The organism is Nitrosomonas sp. (assembly GCF_020852615.1).
GTDB lineage: Bacteria > Pseudomonadota > Gammaproteobacteria > Burkholderiales > Nitrosomonadaceae > Nitrosomonas.
This window is the reverse complement of record NZ_JADZAJ010000005.1, coordinates 1-19470: the sequence shown is the minus strand read 5'-3', so window position 1 is coordinate 19470 and position 19470 is coordinate 1. Positions and strand designations below refer to the sequence as shown.

General features: G+C 54.0%; 15 protein-coding genes and 1 pseudogene. 6 read left to right on the top strand and 10 right to left on the bottom strand.

The annotated features are described in order from the left end of the window. Window positions 1–5: 5 nt before the first annotated feature. From gnd to IT527_RS00200, 9 genes are all read right to left on the bottom strand, one after another. Window positions 6–1061: a phosphogluconate dehydrogenase (NAD(+)-dependent, decarboxylating) gene (gene gnd / locus IT527_RS00240; protein ID WP_292964929.1), complete on the bottom strand. Its 1056-nt coding sequence runs from the start codon at window positions 1059–1061 to the stop codon at window positions 6–8. After that, complete coding sequence (gene pgi, locus IT527_RS00235; RefSeq protein WP_292964926.1) at window positions 1058–3358, bottom strand: glucose-6-phosphate isomerase; 2301 nt, start codon at window positions 3356–3358, stop codon at window positions 1058–1060. Before pgi ends, gnd begins: the two co-directional genes overlap by 4 nt. Window positions 3359–3414: 56 nt before the next feature. Beyond that, complete coding sequence (locus IT527_RS00230; protein ID WP_292964923.1) at window positions 3415–5856, bottom strand: S8 family peptidase; 2442 nt, start codon at window positions 5854–5856, stop codon at window positions 3415–3417. 159 nt (window positions 5857–6015) lie between these two features. Beyond that, entirely contained in the window at window positions 6016–6741 is a 726-nt protein-coding gene (locus tag IT527_RS00225; RefSeq protein WP_292964920.1) for a lysophospholipid acyltransferase family protein, read from the bottom strand. Next, on the bottom strand, window positions 6741–7283 hold the full coding sequence (gene gmhB / locus IT527_RS00220) for a D-glycero-beta-D-manno-heptose 1,7-bisphosphate 7-phosphatase (RefSeq protein ID WP_292964917.1): 543 nt from the start codon (window positions 7281–7283) through the stop codon (window positions 6741–6743). The genes IT527_RS00225 and gmhB overlap by 1 nt, the downstream gene beginning before the upstream one ends. Window positions 7284–7305: 22 nt before the next feature. Next, a complete protein-coding gene (glyS, locus tag IT527_RS00215; protein WP_292964914.1) occupies window positions 7306–9450 on the bottom strand; it encodes a glycine--tRNA ligase subunit beta in 2145 nt (714 codons plus the stop codon). After that, complete coding sequence (locus tag IT527_RS00210) at window positions 9450–10373, bottom strand: glycine--tRNA ligase subunit alpha (RefSeq protein ID WP_292964911.1); 924 nt, start codon at window positions 10371–10373, stop codon at window positions 9450–9452. Before IT527_RS00210 ends, glyS begins: the two co-directional genes overlap by 1 nt. Before the next feature lie 85 nt (window positions 10374–10458). After that, window positions 10459–11952, bottom strand: a complete 1494-nt coding sequence (gene lnt, locus IT527_RS00205) for an apolipoprotein N-acyltransferase (RefSeq protein ID WP_292964909.1) — start codon at window positions 11950–11952, stop codon at window positions 10459–10461. A 47-nt stretch (window positions 11953–11999) separates the two neighbouring features. Next, window positions 12000–12368: a DUF6164 family protein gene (locus tag IT527_RS00200; RefSeq protein ID WP_292964907.1), complete on the bottom strand. Its 369-nt coding sequence runs from the start codon at window positions 12366–12368 to the stop codon at window positions 12000–12002. A gap of 320 nt (window positions 12369–12688) precedes the next feature. Between IT527_RS00200 and IT527_RS00195 the strand changes: the two genes are divergently transcribed. Continuing rightward, window positions 12689–13249, top strand: a complete 561-nt coding sequence (locus IT527_RS00195; RefSeq protein ID WP_292964905.1) for a carbonate dehydratase — start codon at window positions 12689–12691, stop codon at window positions 13247–13249. Window positions 13250–13316: 67 nt separating this feature from the next. Here the strand turns inward: IT527_RS00195 and IT527_RS00190 are convergent, their stop codons facing one another. Beyond that, the gene (locus IT527_RS00190) at window positions 13317–13793 is read right to left on the bottom strand and encodes a glutathione peroxidase (RefSeq protein WP_292964903.1); all 477 of its coding nucleotides are present in this window, start codon (window positions 13791–13793) and stop codon (window positions 13317–13319) included. A gap of 189 nt (window positions 13794–13982) precedes the next feature. On the opposite strand from IT527_RS00190, the gene hlyD reads away from it, so the two are divergent. The 5 genes and pseudogenes from hlyD to IT527_RS00165 all read left to right on the top strand — a co-directional run. Next, on the top strand, window positions 13983–14990 hold the full coding sequence (gene hlyD / locus IT527_RS00185) for a secretion protein HlyD (protein WP_292964901.1): 1008 nt from the start codon (window positions 13983–13985) through the stop codon (window positions 14988–14990). Window position 14991: 1 nt separating this feature from the next. Continuing rightward, window positions 14992–16764, top strand: a complete 1773-nt coding sequence (locus tag IT527_RS00180) for an ATP-binding cassette domain-containing protein (protein ID WP_292964898.1) — start codon at window positions 14992–14994, stop codon at window positions 16762–16764. Further along, complete coding sequence (locus IT527_RS00175; protein ID WP_292964896.1) at window positions 16761–17909, top strand: ABC transporter permease; 1149 nt, start codon at window positions 16761–16763, stop codon at window positions 17907–17909. Before IT527_RS00180 ends, IT527_RS00175 begins: the two co-directional genes overlap by 4 nt. Before the next feature lie 5 nt (window positions 17910–17914). After that, entirely contained in the window at window positions 17915–19039 is a 1125-nt protein-coding gene (locus IT527_RS00170) for an ABC transporter permease (protein WP_292964893.1), read from the top strand. Between the two features lie 220 nt (window positions 19040–19259). Then, a pseudogene (locus IT527_RS00165) lies at window positions 19260–19470 on the top strand (carbohydrate kinase); the annotation flags it as partial.

The window sequence follows — 19470 nt, the reverse complement described above, 5'->3', positions numbered from 1 at the left end:
CCCCTTTACCTGTTATCTGAAGTGGCTTTTTCGATATGCCCGCCAAATCCGTGACGCATTGCAGACATCACCTTGTCAGCAAATTCATCGTGACCACGTGATGAGAAACGGCCGAATAACGCTGCGGTGAGCACTGGCGCCGGGACGCCTTCCTCAGTTGCTGCGAGCACTGTCCAGCGTCCTTCACCAGAATCAGACACGCGCCCGGTGTAATGTGAGAGTTTCCTGTCCTCATTCATTTCGATAGCTGTCAAATCCAGCAGCCAGGACCCAATCACACTGCCACGCCGCCACAGTTCCACTATGTCATCGAGCGGAAAATCGTACTGGTAGCGTTCGGGATGTTCGAGCGGTGTAGTTTCAGCGTTCGTTTCTTGCTGAATATTTCCGATATTTGCATGATGCAGGATATTCAGGCCTTCAGCATAGGCTGCCATTAACCCATACTCTATGCCGTTATGTACCATCTTGACGAAATGTCCGGCACCATTCTGGCCACAATGCAGATAACCCAGTTCGGCAGGTGTCGGATCACCGCTTCGACCTGATGAACGTGGTGCAGCCTGTACACCCGGCGCCAATGCGCGGAACACAGGTTCGAGGTACTGACAGGCTGCATCCGGTCCGCCGATCATCTGGCAATAGCCACGCTCGCGACCCCATACTCCACCACTGACACCCACATCCACATAATGAATCTGTCTGGTTGCAAGTGACATGGCACGGCGCTGGTCTGCCACATAGTGCGAATTCCCTCCGTCAATCACAATATCACCAGCATCGAGCATAGGTGCCAGTGTTTCAAGCACTTCATCCACCACCGCAGTTGGCAACATCAACCAGACTGCGCGTGGTGAAGCAAGTTTACTGACCAGATCATTGAGTGAAACAGCGATTCCTGCTCCTGATCTGACGGCAGCAGTACGCGCTTCGGGGCTGGTGTCAAATGCCACGCAACTTATACCGGTTTTCTGCAATCGTTCCACCATGTTAAGACCCATTCGCCCCAATCCAACAAAACCGAGTTGCAATGTGTTACCAGAATTTACCGAATTACTCATATTTCACTCTCCCACAAACGAAAACCACCGGTGAATGCATTGGCGTTACCACCACGGCGCACATTAGCCGGCAGCTCCTTCAGAAGCCGTGCATTCCCTCCGCCCAGTACGATATAGTCAGGTTCGAGCGCTGTACGCAGCACCTCTATTTCAGCATATACCTCGGCTCGCCATTTACGTTTTCCCAAACGCTCAAGCGCCTGTTTCCCAACGTAGTATTCATAGGTATGGCGTTTGTACGGAAGGTGAGCGAGCTCCATCGGCTCAATGTGCCCATCTATGATCATGGCGGAGCCTAAACCGGTACCAAGGCCAAGGAACAGCATTTTTCCTCCTTCATAGCTGCCCAGTGCCTGCATGGCTGCATCGTTAACGACTCTGACCGGGCAGCCAAATGCTTCGGCAAAATTAAACCCCACCCATCCGCTGCCGAGATTGGCAGGCTCATTGGCAATGCGTCCGCGCATAACCAGTGCCGGGAAGCCAATACTCACTACATCATAACGATAATCACATAAGTGTTTTTTTAGCTGTTCAAGCATAAAAACCGGGGTCATCTCCGGTCCGAAGGCAATTTTGATCCTTGATTTCATGCCGGTTATTTTGACCTTGACACTGCTTCCCCCCACATCCAGCACCAGTACACGACACGGCTGGGACTTCTCTGGAATGGTATCCTGACGAGCATGGCGGTACCAGTCAATTGCGGCATTGGTTGAAGCATCATGTGCGAGTCTGGTATCAGGTGATTCGATTTCTTCCACAATGCGTGCAGCCAGCTTCTTGCCAAGCTCTACTCCCCATTGATCAAACGGATTGGTATTCCAGATCGCAGCTTGTGTAAAGACACTGTGTTCATAGAGCGCCACCAGCGCGCCCAGTGCAGCCGGGGTAAGCCGTCTGGCAAACAGCAGGCTCGATGGCCGATTGCCCTCCATGACTTTATGCGGTGCCAGCCTGGCTGACACACCTTCCTGCCGCACTTCCGCCAGTGTTTTACCCATGGCAAGCGCTTCCGCCTGCGCTATCACGTTGGCAAACAGTAGATCCTGATGACGTCCAACCGGATTGAGTGCTTCGGCAAAAGCAATGAAATCACAGGGAATCAGATGAGTCCCCTGATGAATCAGCTGGTAAAAAGAATGCTGCCCATTGGTACCCGGCTCTCCCCAGAATATGGGGCCCGTGTGGTAATCCGTCTGCTTCCCGTCCAGCGTCACATGTTTACCGTTGGATTCCATGGCGAGCTGCTGCAGGTAGGCAGGAAAGTGTTTGAGATAGTGCGCATAAGGTAAAACTGCAACCGTACCTGTCTCAAAAAAATCTGCATACCATACGTTCAGCAGCCCCATGACAGCTGGCATATTCTGTTCAAGCGGCGCGGTACGGAAATGTTCATCCATGGCGTGAAAACCGGCCAGCATGTCGTGAAAAGCTTTCGGCCCGATGGCAATCATGGTGGACAGACCAATGGCGGAATCCATGGAATAGCGCCCTCCCACCCAATCCTGGAAGCCGAACATCTGTTTGGAAGGAATGCCAAAATCGTTGACAGCCTTTTCATTGGTTGAAAGCGCCACAAAATGTGGCGCAATCTTCTTTTCGTCACGCCCGGCCACTGCCTGTAACCAATTACGGGCAGTGTGCGCATTAGTCATGGTCTCAAGAGTGGTAAACGTTTTGGAAGCAACGATGAACAGTGTTTCCTCCGGTCGCAACCCATATACAGCTTCAGTAAAATCCGTGCCATCAACATTGGAAACAAAGCGCAGCTGCAGTTTGCGATCACTGTAATAACGCAATGCTTCGAACGCCATCGCCGGACCCAGATTGGACCCACCAATACCAATGTTGACAATGTTACGGACAGGACGGCCGCTATAACCTTTCCAGCTGCCCGCACGGATCGATTCAGCACACTCCGCCATGCGTTTGAGCACTGCATGTACTCCCGGCACCACATTTACACCGGCCGTATTGATGACTGCATCGGCAGGTGCACGTAATGCAATGTGCAATGCAGCACGCTGTTCAGTGGTATTAACAGCCTTGCCGGCAAACATGGCGTCACGCTGCGCTTCCAGTTTGCGTTCACGTGCCAGCCCAAACAGTAACTTCAGTGTTTCATCGCCAATACGATGTCTGGAATAATCCAGACGCCAGTCTGCCGCCTCCACGACATACCGTCCGGCACGTTCCGCATCCTGCGCAAACAGCTCGCGCAGATGTGTTTTCCGGAATGTGGAGTAATGTGCCTGTAACGCTTTCCATGCATGTGTTCCACACAACTTGTTCATATCTGTTCTCTGATTTACAGGCAGTCAGACACCACCAGATTTTTACGGATATCTGATCATGTGTTCATGATCATTTTCACCAGATTAGGCATACCTTTGCCCTGAATGTACGGGTCACGGTTAAGGTCGGTGCAATACTGCAGCAGCAGTGCCTTGACACGATCCGGGTAACCCACAAATTCACGGCGTGCCGAGAGGAAAGCGGCAAGCAGTCCCGAGACGTGCGGAGTCGCCATGCTGGTACCACTCATTTCCACATAGGCATTGCGCACAGTCAGTTTTTTCTTTGGCCATTGATGACGGGCTGAAAGAATATTTTCACCCGGCGCGACCAGATCCGGTTTCATGCGTCCATCTGCAGTCGGGCCGCGTGAGGAAAAATAGGAAACACCGTAGGTATGCGGATTGGTTTTATGTACCGAACCCACGGCAATGGCGTCTTCAAGGTTGGCCGGATCCCCGATGGAAAGATCCATGTTTGCCGGGATAACGCCGCTGGCGGAATCGAGCAGTGCATAGCCTTCATTGCCGGCTGCCAGGCACACCAGCACCCCTTGCCGCCAGAGTCGCCGCAATTCCTGGCATAGTGGTGTATGGCCGCAACCGAACACGCTTGGATCAAAATTGCCACCCAAACTGAGATTCACGCCGTGGATAACCAGTTTTCCGGCACGTTCATTCAGTTCCGCAATGGTATCAAGCGCCTTGATGATGAAGGCATCTTCCCCGCTGCCATTGTCTTTGAGGACTTTAAAGCCATACAGTCTGGCTTCAGGCGCCATTCCCTGCAAAGTGAGCTCAGATTTATCCTTCTCATCACGCGGCAAGGTCAGCGTACCGGCAATGGTGGCGGCAACATGCGTACCATGACCATTGCCGTCCAGCGTGTCGAAGCCTTTATCCCCTGGTTTCAGCTGTTTCGGACTGCCATTACACGTGCAATCCCATTGTGCCACCACATTTTTATATTGCTCGAAATGCGGATGACCGGCAGCAATGCCGGTATCGAGTACCGCCCAAGCAATATTTTTTCCACAGGCGCCATAGCCAAGATTGGCCGGATGCACCTGGATGGTATGTGCCGACTGGTACAACAGCGTGCGCTTGACAGCATTGCGCCATACGCGATCAATTTTCAGTGCGCTGCAATGTGAACGCAATTCTTCGATTTCGCTCCGGGTCAGATCCGCTGAAATAAAACGGCGCATGAGCTGGATACGCCCTTCCTCCGGCCTGGCATTATTGAAAACCAGCACATCCTCGATCAGTTTTCCGAGGCGCTGGCGCACCTCATCAAGCGAATCAGCTTCACGGTCATCCGATACCAGCTGGATCAGCGTCGGATGCCGCTGTTCACGGCGGCTGTCTTCAATGTTATCGACCAGATCCTTCATCAGGATATTGCGGCCAACCGGGTTGCTGAAAGTCGGCCCGGCCACCTCGCGCACGGTCTGGCGCACGATATCGAGTGAAAGATAGCCTGTACCCGAATGCGGATTGGATTCCCAGTCAGGATTGATCATCAGGCCGGTGTAATCCCGGACTGTTATACCCCGACTGTTGGGTTGATAATCATTTTCGAGATGTGAATCAAGTGCGACCGGATCAAGACGTTCAGCCACATTCAGCCAGCGATCCACGCATTCCGGTACAGCCAGCGGTTTACCCGGATCAATCCTGCCGAGCACATCCTGCACCTCCTGAATACCCAGCGGTGATCCGATGGTAATAAACAGGCGCACATCACAGTCAGCTTTCTGCAACTGGCGCAGTACGTGATAAGCAATCATCGACCCCTGACTGTGGGCAACCACAATGAAGGGCCCGCCCCCCACATCCAGACGATCCCGCAGTGATTGCACCATCCGGTTGCGCTTGTTCTCATCAAAAAAGAAATCCTGTACATCTCTGAGAAACAGTCTGGTAATCCGCCGGGTGATCCACAATCGCATACTTTCCGGCAGGGGTAATACTTTGATACCGACATCGCCAGGCTGCTTTTCTTCTGCACGCAGATGCTTTTCCAAAGCATCCATGATTTTGCGTTCAGCAGCACTCAGTTTGATTTCCGATTCCAGCTTATTTTCTGCAAGTGCCTGTATATCCGTCCCCTCCATATCTGCCGGAAGGGTATCCTTATCGGCACAGCTGCCTTCTTCCGGCCTGGGGTAACGGTTGCGATCCACCCAGTATGCCATACGGGTACGATCCCCCATGGGAGATCCAAACAGGGCTGTATCCCATTGGCACTTCAGGACGGATGCCACAGGTTTATTCCCGATCCCGTGGATATACACTACCGTACCGATTTCCGGTGAACTGCCTTCCTTGTTCAGGATCGACGGGAATTCTGCGGGCAAACCGGCTGCAGCACGGGAAAATTCAGCAAAGGGGCTGATGTGCCCGGCGCCGGGTTGTCCGGTCTTTCCTCTGTCAGTTGATTTGCTGCCGACTGATTTGCTGCTGGTGGAATGGGAACTCCGTTTTTCTGTAGCCATGATTTACCCTCCTTGTCTGAATCACCTTGTTTTCTATCGGAGCCGGGTGGCTTGAATCCGGTCAAACAATGCTGATTAAATAATACCCCTGCCTGTGGCAGCGAAGGCAGGTTATTTCAATCAGTGGGAGAGGAGAGAAAACCTGAGGTTGCTGTGCGGCTATCCGGCTGGCCCTGCCGATCGGCTGATGCGTGCGGTTTCGGCCTCGATCCAGGTTTCCGCCTGTGCCATCAGTTCAGCAGCTTCGCGCCCGTTTGGGTCGATTGGCCGGCCGATACTCAGCGTGATGGTGCCGGGATATTTGATGAAGGCGTTTCTGCCCCAGAATTCACCGGCGTTATGCGCTACCGGTACAACCAGCGCACCGGTATGTACCGCCAGCCAGGCGCCACCGATACGGTATTTGCCTTTTTTACCCGGTGGAATACGTGTTCCTTCCGGAAAAACAACGATCCAGAAATTTTGCTGCAACCGTTCTTTTCCCTGTTCCACGATCTGCTCCAGCGCTGCTTTACCGGCACTGCGGTCGATCGCGATCGGGCTGGTCATGGCGAGCCCCCAGCCAAAGAATGGAATACGCAACAGCTCTTTTTTCAGCACCCACACTTGTGGTGGAAAAATCTGCTGCAGCGCCAGTGTTTCCCAGGCAGACTGGTGCTTGGAAAGGATGATCGACGGCTGATCCGGGATATTCTCCCGTCCCAGCACCTCGTAACGCAGCCCGCAGATGGTGCGCAGCATGAACAGCATCAGCCGGGTCCAGCCGTAGGTAACCTGATAGCGGGAATGAGGGGGCAGCGGAAAACACATCAGTGCAAACAGCGCATATGGCGGAGTAATGATCGCCTGCAGCAGCAGATAAATCAGGGAACGTAATCCAGCCATTACAATACCTGCATTTCGAGGTGATCTGCCACAGCGGCAAGATTCGGGTAAATTTGTGTCCCTGCAGGCAAATCACCGCTTATCTGTGTTGTCCGGCCCTTGCCGGTCAGTACCAGTACCGGAATCGCACCCGCTTTGGCAGCCGCCTGCAGATCACGCAGGGAATCGCCCACAGCGGGTACCTGACTGAGTTCAATACCGTAGCGCTGCCGGATTTCTCTGAACATGCCAATCCCCGGCTTGCGGCAGGTGCATTTGTCATGCTGTGTATGCGGACAGAAAAACAGGGAATCAATCCGTCCGCCTGCCTGTTGTACTGCACGGATCATTTTGTCGTTGATTGCATTGAAAGTCGTCATGTCAATCAGACTGCGCCCGATTCCGGACTGGTTGGTTGCGGTCACTACCCGATAACCGGCATGAGTCAGCCGTGCAATCGCCTGCAAGCTGCCTGGAATGGGTTTCCATTCATCAGGTGTTTTGATACAGGTATCGCTTCCCTGATTGATCACACCGTTCTGGTCGAGAATAATCAGCTTCATTAACAGTCTGTTCTGAAATTCATCAGGCAGCCAGCCGGGAAATATCGGCGACGCGATTCATCGTTACCTGCAAAGCAATCAGCAGCGCCAGGCGATTGCGGCGCAGTGCCTCATTTTCATCATTCACCATTACCTGATCGAAAAAAGTATCAACCGGCGCTTTCAGGGCAGCCAGAATTTGCAGGGCAGTCACATAATCCCCTTTCTGAAAAGCATGCCGGGTATCCGTTTCTATTGCAGATAACGCACGATACAGGGCAATCTCGGCCGGGGCCTGCAAACAGGTTTCATCAATTCCAATGGTGGCATCAAATGCCGATTTTTTGAGGATATTGCCGACCCGTTTATTGGCTGCCGCCAGACTGGCTGCCTCGGGCAGAGCGGCAAATGCACGCACCGCAGCCAGCCGCCGGGGGATTTCACACAGCAGTGAAGGCCGCAGATTCAGAACAGCGTCCACTTCCTGAACGGTATAGCCCTGATCGCGCAGGCTACCGGCAAGGCGGTCGTAGAAGAAATCCTGCAGCTGCTGTACCAGTGCCGGTGTTACCGGGCGGGCATGATTCGTACCTGCCCCCTGATCTCCAATGGTCGCATCCTGCAGCACATCCGCTGCGCGCGAAATCAGCACGTCCAGCCCGACCGGCAGATCTTTTTCGATCAGGATACGGATAACACCCAGCGCATGCCGCCGCAGGGCGTACGGGTCTTTATCGCCCGTTGGCAGCTGACCTATGCTGAACAGGCTGATCAGCGTTTCCAGCTTGTCTGCCAGCGCCACGCAGATTCCCGTCATGCTGCGCGGCAGGACATCTCCGGCAAAGCGCGGTTTGTAGTGATCCTCAATAGCAAAGGCAATGGTTTCATCCATACCTTCAAGCCGGGCGTAATAGCGCCCCATGATGCCCTGCAGCTCGGGAAATTCCCCAACCATATCGGTCAGCAGATCTGCTTTGGCCAGCATTGCAGCCTGATCTGCCTGTGCGGACAAATTGCTGTCACCCAACAATTGCCCGATGATTCTCGCCAGTGCACGTACATAACGGGTACGTTCACCCTGTGAACCCAGCTGGTGGTGGTAAATCACCCTGTCCAGATCCGGCAGGCGCGAAGCCAGTGTCCGTTTACGGTCGTGATCGAAGAAAAATCTGGCATCCGCCAGCCGCGAGCGAATCACCCGTTCATTACCCGAGATGATCTGCCCCGGATCAGCCGGGGTAATGTTGGAGACGATCAGAAAGTGGTGGGTCAGTTTTCCATCACTATCCAGCAGCGGAAAATATTTCTGATTAATCTTCATGGTCGAGATCAGGCATTCCTGCGGCACTTCCAGAAAATCCGCCGGGAATGTTCCCATCAGGATGTTGGGATGCTCAACCAGTGCAGTCACTTCATCCAGCAATGCCTCATCGTTGAGACATTGCAGCTGTACCGCACCGGCTGCCGCTTCCAGCCCTTCTCTGATACGGTGACGGCGCTGGCTGAAACCCGGAATCACAGCCCCTTCCGTTTCCAGCAAAGCAGCGTAATGATCGGCATGGTCAATTTCCAGGATTGCCTGCCTGGCTTCAAAACGATGCCCTCTGGTGGTTCTTCCGGCAACAAACCCGAAAGCCCGGACTGGTACGATCTGCTGCCCGTGCAGCGCAACCAGTCCGTGCACCGGTCGCACAAAATGGACATTCTCCCAGCCGTCATCAAGCTGATAAGTCATCACTTTGGGAACCGGCAGCTGGCGGACCGCCTCATCCACCGCCTTTTGCAATCCGGCTGCCAGCAGGATTCCGGTGACGTTCTGTTCCAGGAACAGCATTTCCGCTTTGCCTTCCTGCACCCGTCTGAGTGCTGTAGCGGTAATCTCCCCCAGCCCCAGTGCTGCCAGTTTTTTTTGCAGCGCAGGCGTCGGCTGGCCCTGCGCGTCCAACCCGACTGCAACTGGCATCAACCTGAGCGCTACGGTTTGATCCGGTGCCTGTGCAGGAACAGCTGTCAGATGTACAGCCAGTCGCCGGGGTGAGGCAAACGCTGTGACTACGGTATCTGCTGTGGAGAGCGCCTGGTTTTTCAGACTGTCGGCAATGGATGCGGCAAACGCATTACCCAGCTTATCCAGTGATTTGGGTGGCAGTTCTTCAGTCAACAGTTCAATTAACAGATTTTCGGTCATTACGCAGACTCCGCCTGATCCAGTGTTTGAGTAACCCATTCGCGCGGCGCCAGTGGAAACGGCGGTTGCAAACGCAGGCGGCTATCGTAATAGGCTTGTGCCACCCGGCGTGACAGATTGCGGATACGGCCGATGTAGGCCGCCCGTTCGGTCACTGAAATTGCACCGCGTGCATCCAGCAGATTGAAAGTATGTGCGGCCTTCAGCACCTGTTCATACGCAGGCAGCGCCAGCTGTGCGTCAATCAGCCGGTTGGCCTGTTCTTCCAGTCTGCCAAAGGAGAGCAGCAAAAATCCGGTATCACTGTGCTCAAAATTGTAAGTGGACTGCTCCACTTCGTTCTGGTGATAAACATCACCATAGGTCAGCCCATCCGTCCAGGTCAGATCAAACACGTTTTCCACTCCCTGCAGATACATGGCCAGCCGCTCCAGCCCGTAAGTGATTTCTCCTGTGATCGGACGGCAGTTAATTCCACCCACCTGCTGAAAATAGGTGAACTGGGTCACTTCCATGCCATTCAGCCAGACTTCCCAGCCCAACCCCCAGGCCCCAAGCGTGGGATTTTCCCAGTCGTCTTCCACCAGACGCACATCATTCTGCTGCAAATCCAGACCCAGTACCTGTAACGAATGAAAATACAACTCCAGAATATCGCGCGGTGCCGGTTTCAGCACTACCTGAAACTGGTAGTAATGCTGCAGGCGATTGGGATTATCGCCATAGCGGCCATCTTTGGGGCGACGGGAAGGCTGCACATAAGCGGCGCGCCAGGGTTCCGGCCCGATGGCACGCAGGAAAGTGGCGGTATGGCTGGTGCCGGCACCAACCTCCATATCGTAAGGTTGCAGTAACGCACAACCCTGCCGGGCCCAGTATTGCTGAAGCGTGAGGATAATTTCCTGAAAAGTGGGTTTGGGCATAGTGTGACGGCGTAAAAACGACGTAAAAATAACCTGAAAACGGTTTAAAAATAATGTGATCCGGTTTTAATGAGCCGGGCTCATTTTACAGCGTTTTATCCCGACCGAAAAACGCCGCCGGAATACTGATCAGAAGCAGCAGACCGGCTATGACAAACAGGAGGCGGTTACCGAAACGGACATAAGGCGTGGCACCACTGAAACCCTGCGCAGTGCCGTTCAAACCGGCCGTAGTAAACATCTCCAGCTGTTCCAGCACCCTGCCCTGCTCATCAATAATGGCGGTAACACCGGTATTGGTCGCCCGCAGCATATAACGGCCTGTTTCCAGTGCGCGCATCTGTGAAATCTGTAAATGCTGCCGGGGGCCGATCGAACGGCCAAACCAGGCATCATTACTGACGTTGACCAGCAGACTGGCCTGCGGCAGCTGCAGGATGATTTCCTCACCAAATACATCCTCGTAGCAGATATTGATGGCTACACGCTGCCCGGCCAGATTCAGCGGCTGCTGATCCAGTCTGCCACGCGAAAAATCGGATAACGGGATGTGCAGCACGTCAATAATCCAGCCAAACACCGGTTTGAGCGGAATATATTCCCCAAACGGAACCAGATGATATTTGCGGTAGTTCTGTTCCGGCGCAGTACCAAAACTGAACATGGAGTTGTAATAACTGTCGCTGTCCGGCGCGCGCTCCACCATGCCGATCAGTACATCCCCCTGACGGGAACGGGCCTGTTCAGCCAGCAGCGACAGAAAATCCGGTGGTGCCTGTTCGTAAAACAGCGGGAACGAGATCTCCGGTGTAACGATCAGTCTGCCTGAACTTTCCTGTACCAGCCGGGCATACGCCTGCATGGTTGCCGCCAGATGTTCCGGCTGCCATTTTTTATTTTGCGGGATATTGCCCTGCAACAGGCTGACCGTCACCGGCTCACCTTCCGGCTCGGTCCAGTGGATCTGCTGCAACCCCAAACCGGTAATCCAGACAAGACTCAACCCTGCCCAGAAACGGCCGTTCCACCTGTTTTCCAGCCAGCAGGCCAGCCAGGCTGCACTCAGCATCAGCAGCAACGATATGCCGTATACCCCTGTCACCGGAGCAAAACCAGCCAGCGGGCTGTCTGGTGCCTGTGAATAACCGATTGTCAGCCATGGAAAACCGGTAAACAGCGTACCACGCAGCCATTCCGTCAGCGCCCAAAGGGCTGCCACCATTCCCGGCCAGGCCGGGGAGGTGCGAAAACAGCGCAGCGTAACAATCCACCCGGTCAGTGCGGGAAACAGTGCCAGATAAGCACACAGCACAATCAGCGCCAGTACCGCCAGTGCAGGTTCCATATGACCGAAATCATGCAGACTGACGTAAAGCCAGGTTACGCCGGCACCAAACAATCCCATACCAAAAGCAAATCCGGTCAGTGCCGCCTGAAATGGTGTTTTACTCTTGCGCCAGAGCAGGGCAAGCAGCGCCAGTGTTATAACAGGAACCGGATAACAGTCAAAAGGGGCGAAACCGGGAACTGTTGCCCCTCCCAGCAGAAATGCTGAAATCAGTTTAAGCGTGCTGTTCAATTTGGAAGGTTATCTGGTAGAAGAAAGCCGGAAGCAAAGCGCCGATTTTACTGTTTGGCCAGCTCGCTGATAAATTTGAAGGGCAGATACACCAGTGCATACACGACAAAAAGGTAAGCTATAAAAGCAAATGGATTCTCCCGAAAGCGGGAGAAAACTGTCTGATGCCTGCCGGCCTGTTTCAGACGGGCATATTCCGCACGTATCCGCACACTGCGATCTGCCTGATAGGCATCCAGCAATGCCCTCGCCTGCGGATACTGTATTTCATCACGCACCCACAGTGCCGGCATCGAGATTCCCCAGTTACCTGCTGAAGTCTCATAAAAATCAATCTGATGCTCATTCAGCAGCGCATGAACTTCCTCTATTTCATCTTCCGGCACATTACGCAGCCTGAATAACAGTTTTGCCATTTGGTAATAATCGGGTAATAAAGTGACAACACGATTTTGTGGTTAAAAAGGAATTCTCCATCAGATTCAGAGATTAGTAAAACCGGCCTGCTGAAAATTTCCGGATTATTTCAACCCGACAGTCTCACAACGGCGAAAGTAACTGTATCTTTACGAAGCCACCCCGCCGTGCTGATCCGGCAGACAGGCGGCAATACGGCCGGCTGTAAAATTTCACCATCGTTATCACCCGGATAGTTTATCCTTGCCCGCCGTTGGTTTTTACACCACAGTTACAGACAGATGCGCATTGCAATTTATAACCGTATTCAAAAATCATCATGATCAGAAAAAACCCCAGAGGCGATCAGCCGCTTGTCCACGCCAGTTCTTTTGTCGATCCCACTGCCATTCTGTGTGGTCGGGTGGTGGTGCATGAAAATGTATTTATCGGCCCCTATGCTGTGATCCGGGCGGATGAGGTAGATGAAAACGGAAACATGGAACCAATCATCGTCGGTGCCCATTCCAACATCCAGGATGGCGTGGTGATCCATTCCAAATCAGGTGCGGCAGTGACGATCGGGGAACGCACCTCGATTGCGCACCGGGCGATTGTGCACGGGCCGTGCATTGTTGGCCCGGATGTATTCATCGGATTCAACAGTGTGCTGTTCAACTGCACAATTGGTGAAAAATGTGTTGTGCGACATAACGCTGTGGTCGACGGCTGTGATCTGCCGGCAGGCTTTTATGTGCCTTCCACACAAAGAATCGGGCCGCGCACGGATTTATCTTCCATTCCCAAGGTTTCTCCGCAGGCTTCAGAATTTTCGGAAGATGTGGCCAGAACCAACAATACGCTGGTGCAGGGGTATAAGCGTATCCAGAATGAGCTTTAGGACACTGCTAAAACCGGTTTTCCGGGCGAATTGCGGCAGAAGCTGACATCTGCATCAGGTAAACGGGTTACAGCAGCTGTTCAATGTCACCGGCCAGTGATTCCGGCTTATCCATCGGAGCGTAACGCCTGACGACCTGGCCGGAACGGTTTACCAGAAATTTGGTGAAATTCCATTTGATACCTCTGGAGCCAAGTACACCCGGCTTTTCATCCTTCAGAAACCGGTAGAGCGGATCAGCATGGTCACCATTCACTTCCATCTTCGCAAATACCGGAAAGCTGACATCATAACGGGTGGTGCAAAATGCCTGGATTTCAGGGTCACTGCCGGGTTCCTGATGACCAAACTGGTTGCAGGGAAAAGCGAGCACAACCAGCCCCTGATCCTGATAACGGCGATAAAGCATTTCCAGTCCCTGATACTGTGGCGTAAAGCCGCACTGGCTGGCAGTGTTCACAATCAGTAAAACTTTACCCTGATAATCGCTGAGTGATTTTTCCTGCCCGTCACTGGTTTTTACGCGGTAATTATAGATAGTCATCGCAATTATTATCCTGTTCAAAATCATCGTCCAATTCAGGGGGTTTCTGTTTCTTTCCCCTGCTCCGTCTTCTTTCCCCACCTTCTCTTGCAGCAGTCTGTTTTTGCGGTTAGGCTGGTAACAGCGTATTTTCTTCTAAATCGCAGCTGCGCGAGGTGGAGTAGACAATATGACAAATTATCACATGCCATGAAACCGCTTCTGGTCTTCATGATTACGCTGCTCGTTGCAGGCAGTGCTGTCTTTGCGTGGATACAGCGTACCGGCCAGGACGAGAGTCTGCTGTATCTGTACGGTAATGTGGATATCCGGGAAGTACAGCTGGCTTTTCGGCAACCGGGACGGCTTGAGCAGGTTTTATTCGATGAAGGTGATTTTGTTGCTGCCGGCACATGGGTGGCCACACTGGATGCGCAACCGTATCAGGAAGCATTGGCCGCTGCCCGGGCCGCTGTGCAGGTGGCACGTGCCGGGCTGGCCAAAATGCATCGCGGCCTGCGTCCGCAGGAAATCACCCAGGCACGGGAAGCCCTCAAACAGGCGCAGGCACTTGCACACCGGGCCGAGCGCGATTACGTGCGAGTGCACAAATTGCTGCCTTCCAGAGCCAGCAGCCAGCAGGATATGGATAGCGCCCGTGCCGCACGCGACCAGGCTGTTGCCGGCGTCAAGGCAGCCAGAGCGGCTTTATCCCAGGCAGAAGAAGGATTTCGCAAGGAAGACATCGCAGCGGCTGAAGCCCAGCTGGCGGCAGCCATTGCGGCGCAGGATCAGGCAGCGACGGCTTTGGCGGATACCAGGCTTTTTGCCCCCGGTGATGGCACGATTATTGCGCGTATCCGCGAACCCGGCAGCATGGTGACCAGCCAGAATGCCGTCTACAACCTGAGCCTTGATCATCCGGTGTACGTGCGCGCCTACATCAGCGAAACCGTGCTGGGCCGTATTGCGCCCGGCACATCCGTTCAGATACGCAGCGATTCCTCGGGAAAAACCTACCATGGCCAGATCGGTTTTATTTCTCCCCGCGCTGAATTCACTCCCAAAACAGTGGAAACCATCGAGCTGCGTACGGATCTGGTTTATCGCCTGCGAATTGTGGTGAACGATGCTGATCCGGCGTTGCGCCAGGGCATGCCGGTCACAGTGGAAGTGGACACCCGACCGACAGCCGATCTGTCCGCCGAAGGTTCCTGATATGCATGCTGCAGCAGATTTACCTGTTGCTACTGCTGCCCCATCTGACAATGCAGCCGTTGTTATCCGTCAGCTCAGCAAATCTTTTGGCAATGTACATGCACTGCGCAATCTGAGCGCCAGAATTTTCTACGGTCGCCTGACCGGACTGGTCGGCCCGGATGGTGCAGGTAAAACCACCCTGCTGCGTATTCTGACGGGCTTGCTCAAACCCGATACCGGTCATGCCACGCTGGCCGGCTTCGATACAGTAACAGACAATGACGCCATTCACGTGGTCAGCGGCTACATGCCCCAGCGCTTTGGTTTGTATGAAGATCTGACGGTGATGGAGAACATGCATCTGCAGGCACAACTGCGCGGTATGGATACCGGCCGGCATACGGATCTGTTTACCCGACTGCTCGATTTCACCCGCCTGGCCCCTTTTACCCGACGGCTGGCCGGCAATCTTTCTGGCGGTATGAAACAAAAACTGGGACTGGCCTGTGCACTGATGGCACGCCCTGAAGTACTGCTGCTGGATGAACCCAGTGTCGGTGTCGATCCGGTCAGCCGGCAGGATCTGTGGCGCATGGTGCAGGAATTAACCGGCGAAGGCATGGCCGTTGTCTGGTCTACAGCCTATCTGGATGAAGCCGAGCGCTGCGACAGCGTACTGCTGCTCAACCAGGGGCAACTTGCTTTTGATGGTCCACCGGGAGAATTGACCCGTCACCTCACTAATCGCAGTTTCCGTCTGGAAGCGGTTGGTGCGCAGCGCCGCGCTGTACTGGCTGAAGCACTGGATCTGGAGAGTGTCAGTGATGGTGTTATTCAAGGTGCCAGTGTGCGCCTGGTGTTGCGTGCCGGCTCATCCCCCGGACAAATCCAGGCACTGGCTGAGCGAACCGGAACACAACTGCTGCCTGTCCCGGCACGGTTTGAGGATGCATTTATCGACCTGCTGGGCGGCGGGCCAGGCGGCACTTCTGCACTGGCCGAACATCTGCCACCTGTCGAACTAGCGACTGATACGGCGGTTTCCTGCCACAACCTGACCAAACGCTTTGGTAATTTTGTTGCAACTGACAATGTCAGCTTTGAAGTACGCAAAGGCGAGATTTTCGGTTTGCTCGGCCCGAATGGTGCCGGTAAATCCACCACATTCAAAATGCTGTGCGGATTGCTCAAACCCACCAGTGGCGAGGCACACGTGGTCGGGCTGGATCTGCGTCGGGCACCCGGTACCGCCAAAGCACAGCTGGGGTACATGGCACAAAAATTTTCACTCTATGATCTGCTTTCAGTACGGCAGAATCTGGAATTTTCCGCCGGTGTGTATGGACTGGACAATGCCACCCGGCGCGAACGCATCGAAGAAATGATCAGTATCTTTGATCTGCGTAACTGGCTGTCCGCCGCACCCGGCTCACTGCCACTGGGGCATAAACAGCGCCTGGCACTGGCCTGTGCGCTGATGCACCGCCCGCCGGTACTGTTTCTGGACGAACCGACCTCAGGAGTGGATCCGATTACACGGCGTGAATTCTGGACACATATCAATGGCCTGGCACGCAAAGGCGTAACCGTCATGGTGACCACCCATTTTATGGATGAAGCCGAATATTGCGATCGTGTGGCAATACTCTACCGCGCACGCCTGATTGCACTGGATACACCGGATGCGCTCAAACAGGACGCTGCCAGTACCAGCCGCTCCGATCCAACCATGGAAGATGCGTTTATTCATCTGATAGAAACATCAGCGCTTACTGATGAGGCGGAAACATGAACCGCACATCCGGCCGGAAACCTGTAACAGTGCGTCATTTTGATCTGGCGCGCTTTCTGGCACTGGTACGCAAGGAAAGCCTGCAGGCCATGCGTGATCCGTCAACGCTGCTGATCGCCCTGGTTTTACCGCTGATTCTGCTGTTCCTGTTTGCCTACGCGGTATCGCTGGATGTGCGCCATGTGCGCATCGGTGTCGTACTGGAATCTCCGGGAGCAACTGCACGCACGCTGGCAGAGGCATTTTCCGGCACCCTTTATCTGGAGGTAACCTACGCGCATGATCGTCGCGAAATTGCCGAAAAACTGGTGAGCGGCGAATTGCGCGGCTACGTCGTCATTCCACAGGATTTTGAACGGCATTTTGCAAAAACAGGCCAACCGCTGGTACAGATCATCACGGATGGTTCACAGCCCAATACAGCTGATTTTGTCGCCAACTACACGCAGGGCGTGATACAGACCTGGGCAGCCGGTTTTGCCGAAACCATGTCAGCACCGGCTGTCCGGCTGGAGCCGCGTTACTGGTTCAACCCTGAACTGGCCAGCCGGCGTGCGCTGGTACCGGGCGCCATTGCCATCATCATGACCATTATCGGCACGCTGCTGACGGCGCTGGTGGTCGCGCGCGAATGGGAGCGCGGCACAATGGAAGTTATTTTGTCCACCCCGGCATCCGTGCCGGAAATTCTGACCGGCAAGCTGCTGCCGTATTTCGTGCTCGGCATGTTATCCACCCTGACGGCGGCAACACTGGCCATATTCCTGTTTGATGTCCCGCTGCGCGGCTCTCTGCCTGCATTACTGGTACTTTCTGCTGTTTTCATGATCCCGGCACTGGGTCAAGGGTTACTGATTTCGTCACTGACACGCAACCAGTTCCTGGCTTCACAGCTGGCTCTGTTTTCCGGCTATCTGCCCGCATTCATGCTGTCCGGTTTCCTGTTTGAAATCGATGCCATGCCTGCCCCCGTACGGGCCATTACCTGGCTGATTCCGGCACGTTATTTCGTTTCTTCACTGAAAACGGTGTTTCTGGCAGGCGATGTCTGGAGCGTTTTTATCCCCGATCTGATCGGTATGGCAGCCATCGGCCTGGTATTTTTTCTGATCGCGCAGCGCCACACCCGTAAAAGTCTGGAGTAACGATCATGACTTATCCACATTTCCGCGTTGTTTTTACCCGTTTGTATGCCCAGTTCATCAAGGAACTGCTCTGTATTCTGCGTGATCCGCGCAACCGGGTGGTGGTGTTTGTGCCACCATTGTTACAGCTGCTGATATTTGCTTATGCCGCCACACTGGAAGTGCGCAATGTTGATATTGCCGTGTATAACCAGGACACAGGACGGGAAGCACAGGAAGTGATATGGCATCTGGAAGCCGCCCGGTTCATTGCGCAGGTGCACCATGTCCACAGCAACGCAGCGTTACGGGAGCAACTGGCACAAGGCAAAGTGATTGCCGCCATCGCTATTCCTGCTGATTTTTCGCGTACGGTTGCGATTGAAGGAAGTGGCCATATCCAGGTGCTGGTTGATGGCCGGCGCAGCAATTCCGGACAGATTGTTGTTGGCTATCTCTCCACTATCGCCAAGAATATTCGCCTGACAGCCGACCCCGTTCCACTGCCGGAAACATCTGTGGTTGTACGCCACTGGTTCAACCCCAACCTGGTTTATCTCTGGTTCATGGTGCCCGGCCTGACCGGCACGCTCGCCTTTTTCAGTGCGCTCATGATCACCGCCCTTTCCATTGCCCGGGAGCGCGAACTGGGCACTTTCGATCAACTGCTGGTATCCCCGGCTTCCACGCTGGAAATTGTTTTATCCAAATCACTGCCGGCACTGGTCATCAGCTCCCTGCTCGCCTTCCTGATGATCAGCATGGCCATCTGGTTTTTCCGTATTCCCTTTACCGGATCATTCGGACTGTTACTGATCGGGCTCATCCTGTTTATCCTGTCGGCAGTCGGCATTGGCCTGGTGATTTCCGCTATCAGCATGACACAACAGCAGGCTATTCTGGGCGGATTCGTCATCGGCGTGCCCACCGTGTTGATCTCCGGCTTCGCCACCCCGGTGGAAAACATGCCGCTGCTGCTGCAATGGCTGTCTCAAGCCATCCCGCTCACCCATTTTCTGGTAATTGTCGAAGGCTGCTTTCTCAAGGCCCTGCCACCCCGGGATGTTCTTGCCAACCTCTGGCCACTGGCTGTCATTTCCCTCACCATGCTGCCCATGGCGATCATTTTTACCCGCAGCCGGCTGCAGTGAAATAAAAACAGCGTATCCATCACGTGAAACCATCAGTTTTACCTTTTTTCCGATGATTCTTTGCGCATATCCGCCATCCATGCCAGAATAAAAAGCACCCGGCCGGAAATACAACTTCCGGCGCTTGTTTTCTGCCTGTTTCTGCAGCTGTTCATACCCTCTTTTATATGGATAGCCGTCCTGAAACACATGGTAACTACCGGCAGAAATTCTCGTCACCATGTCTACTGACCTCTACAACACACTTGCACGACAACATGTAATTCTGTTCGGCGAGGCACTCGCTGATATTTTTCCCGATGGTCCGGTAATGGGGGGCGCTCCCCTGAATGTAAGCTGCCATCTTCAGGCATTCGGTCTGCACCCCATGCTGATTACACGTACCGGTACCGATGAGCTCCACCGGAAACTGATCAGACTGATGCGTAATG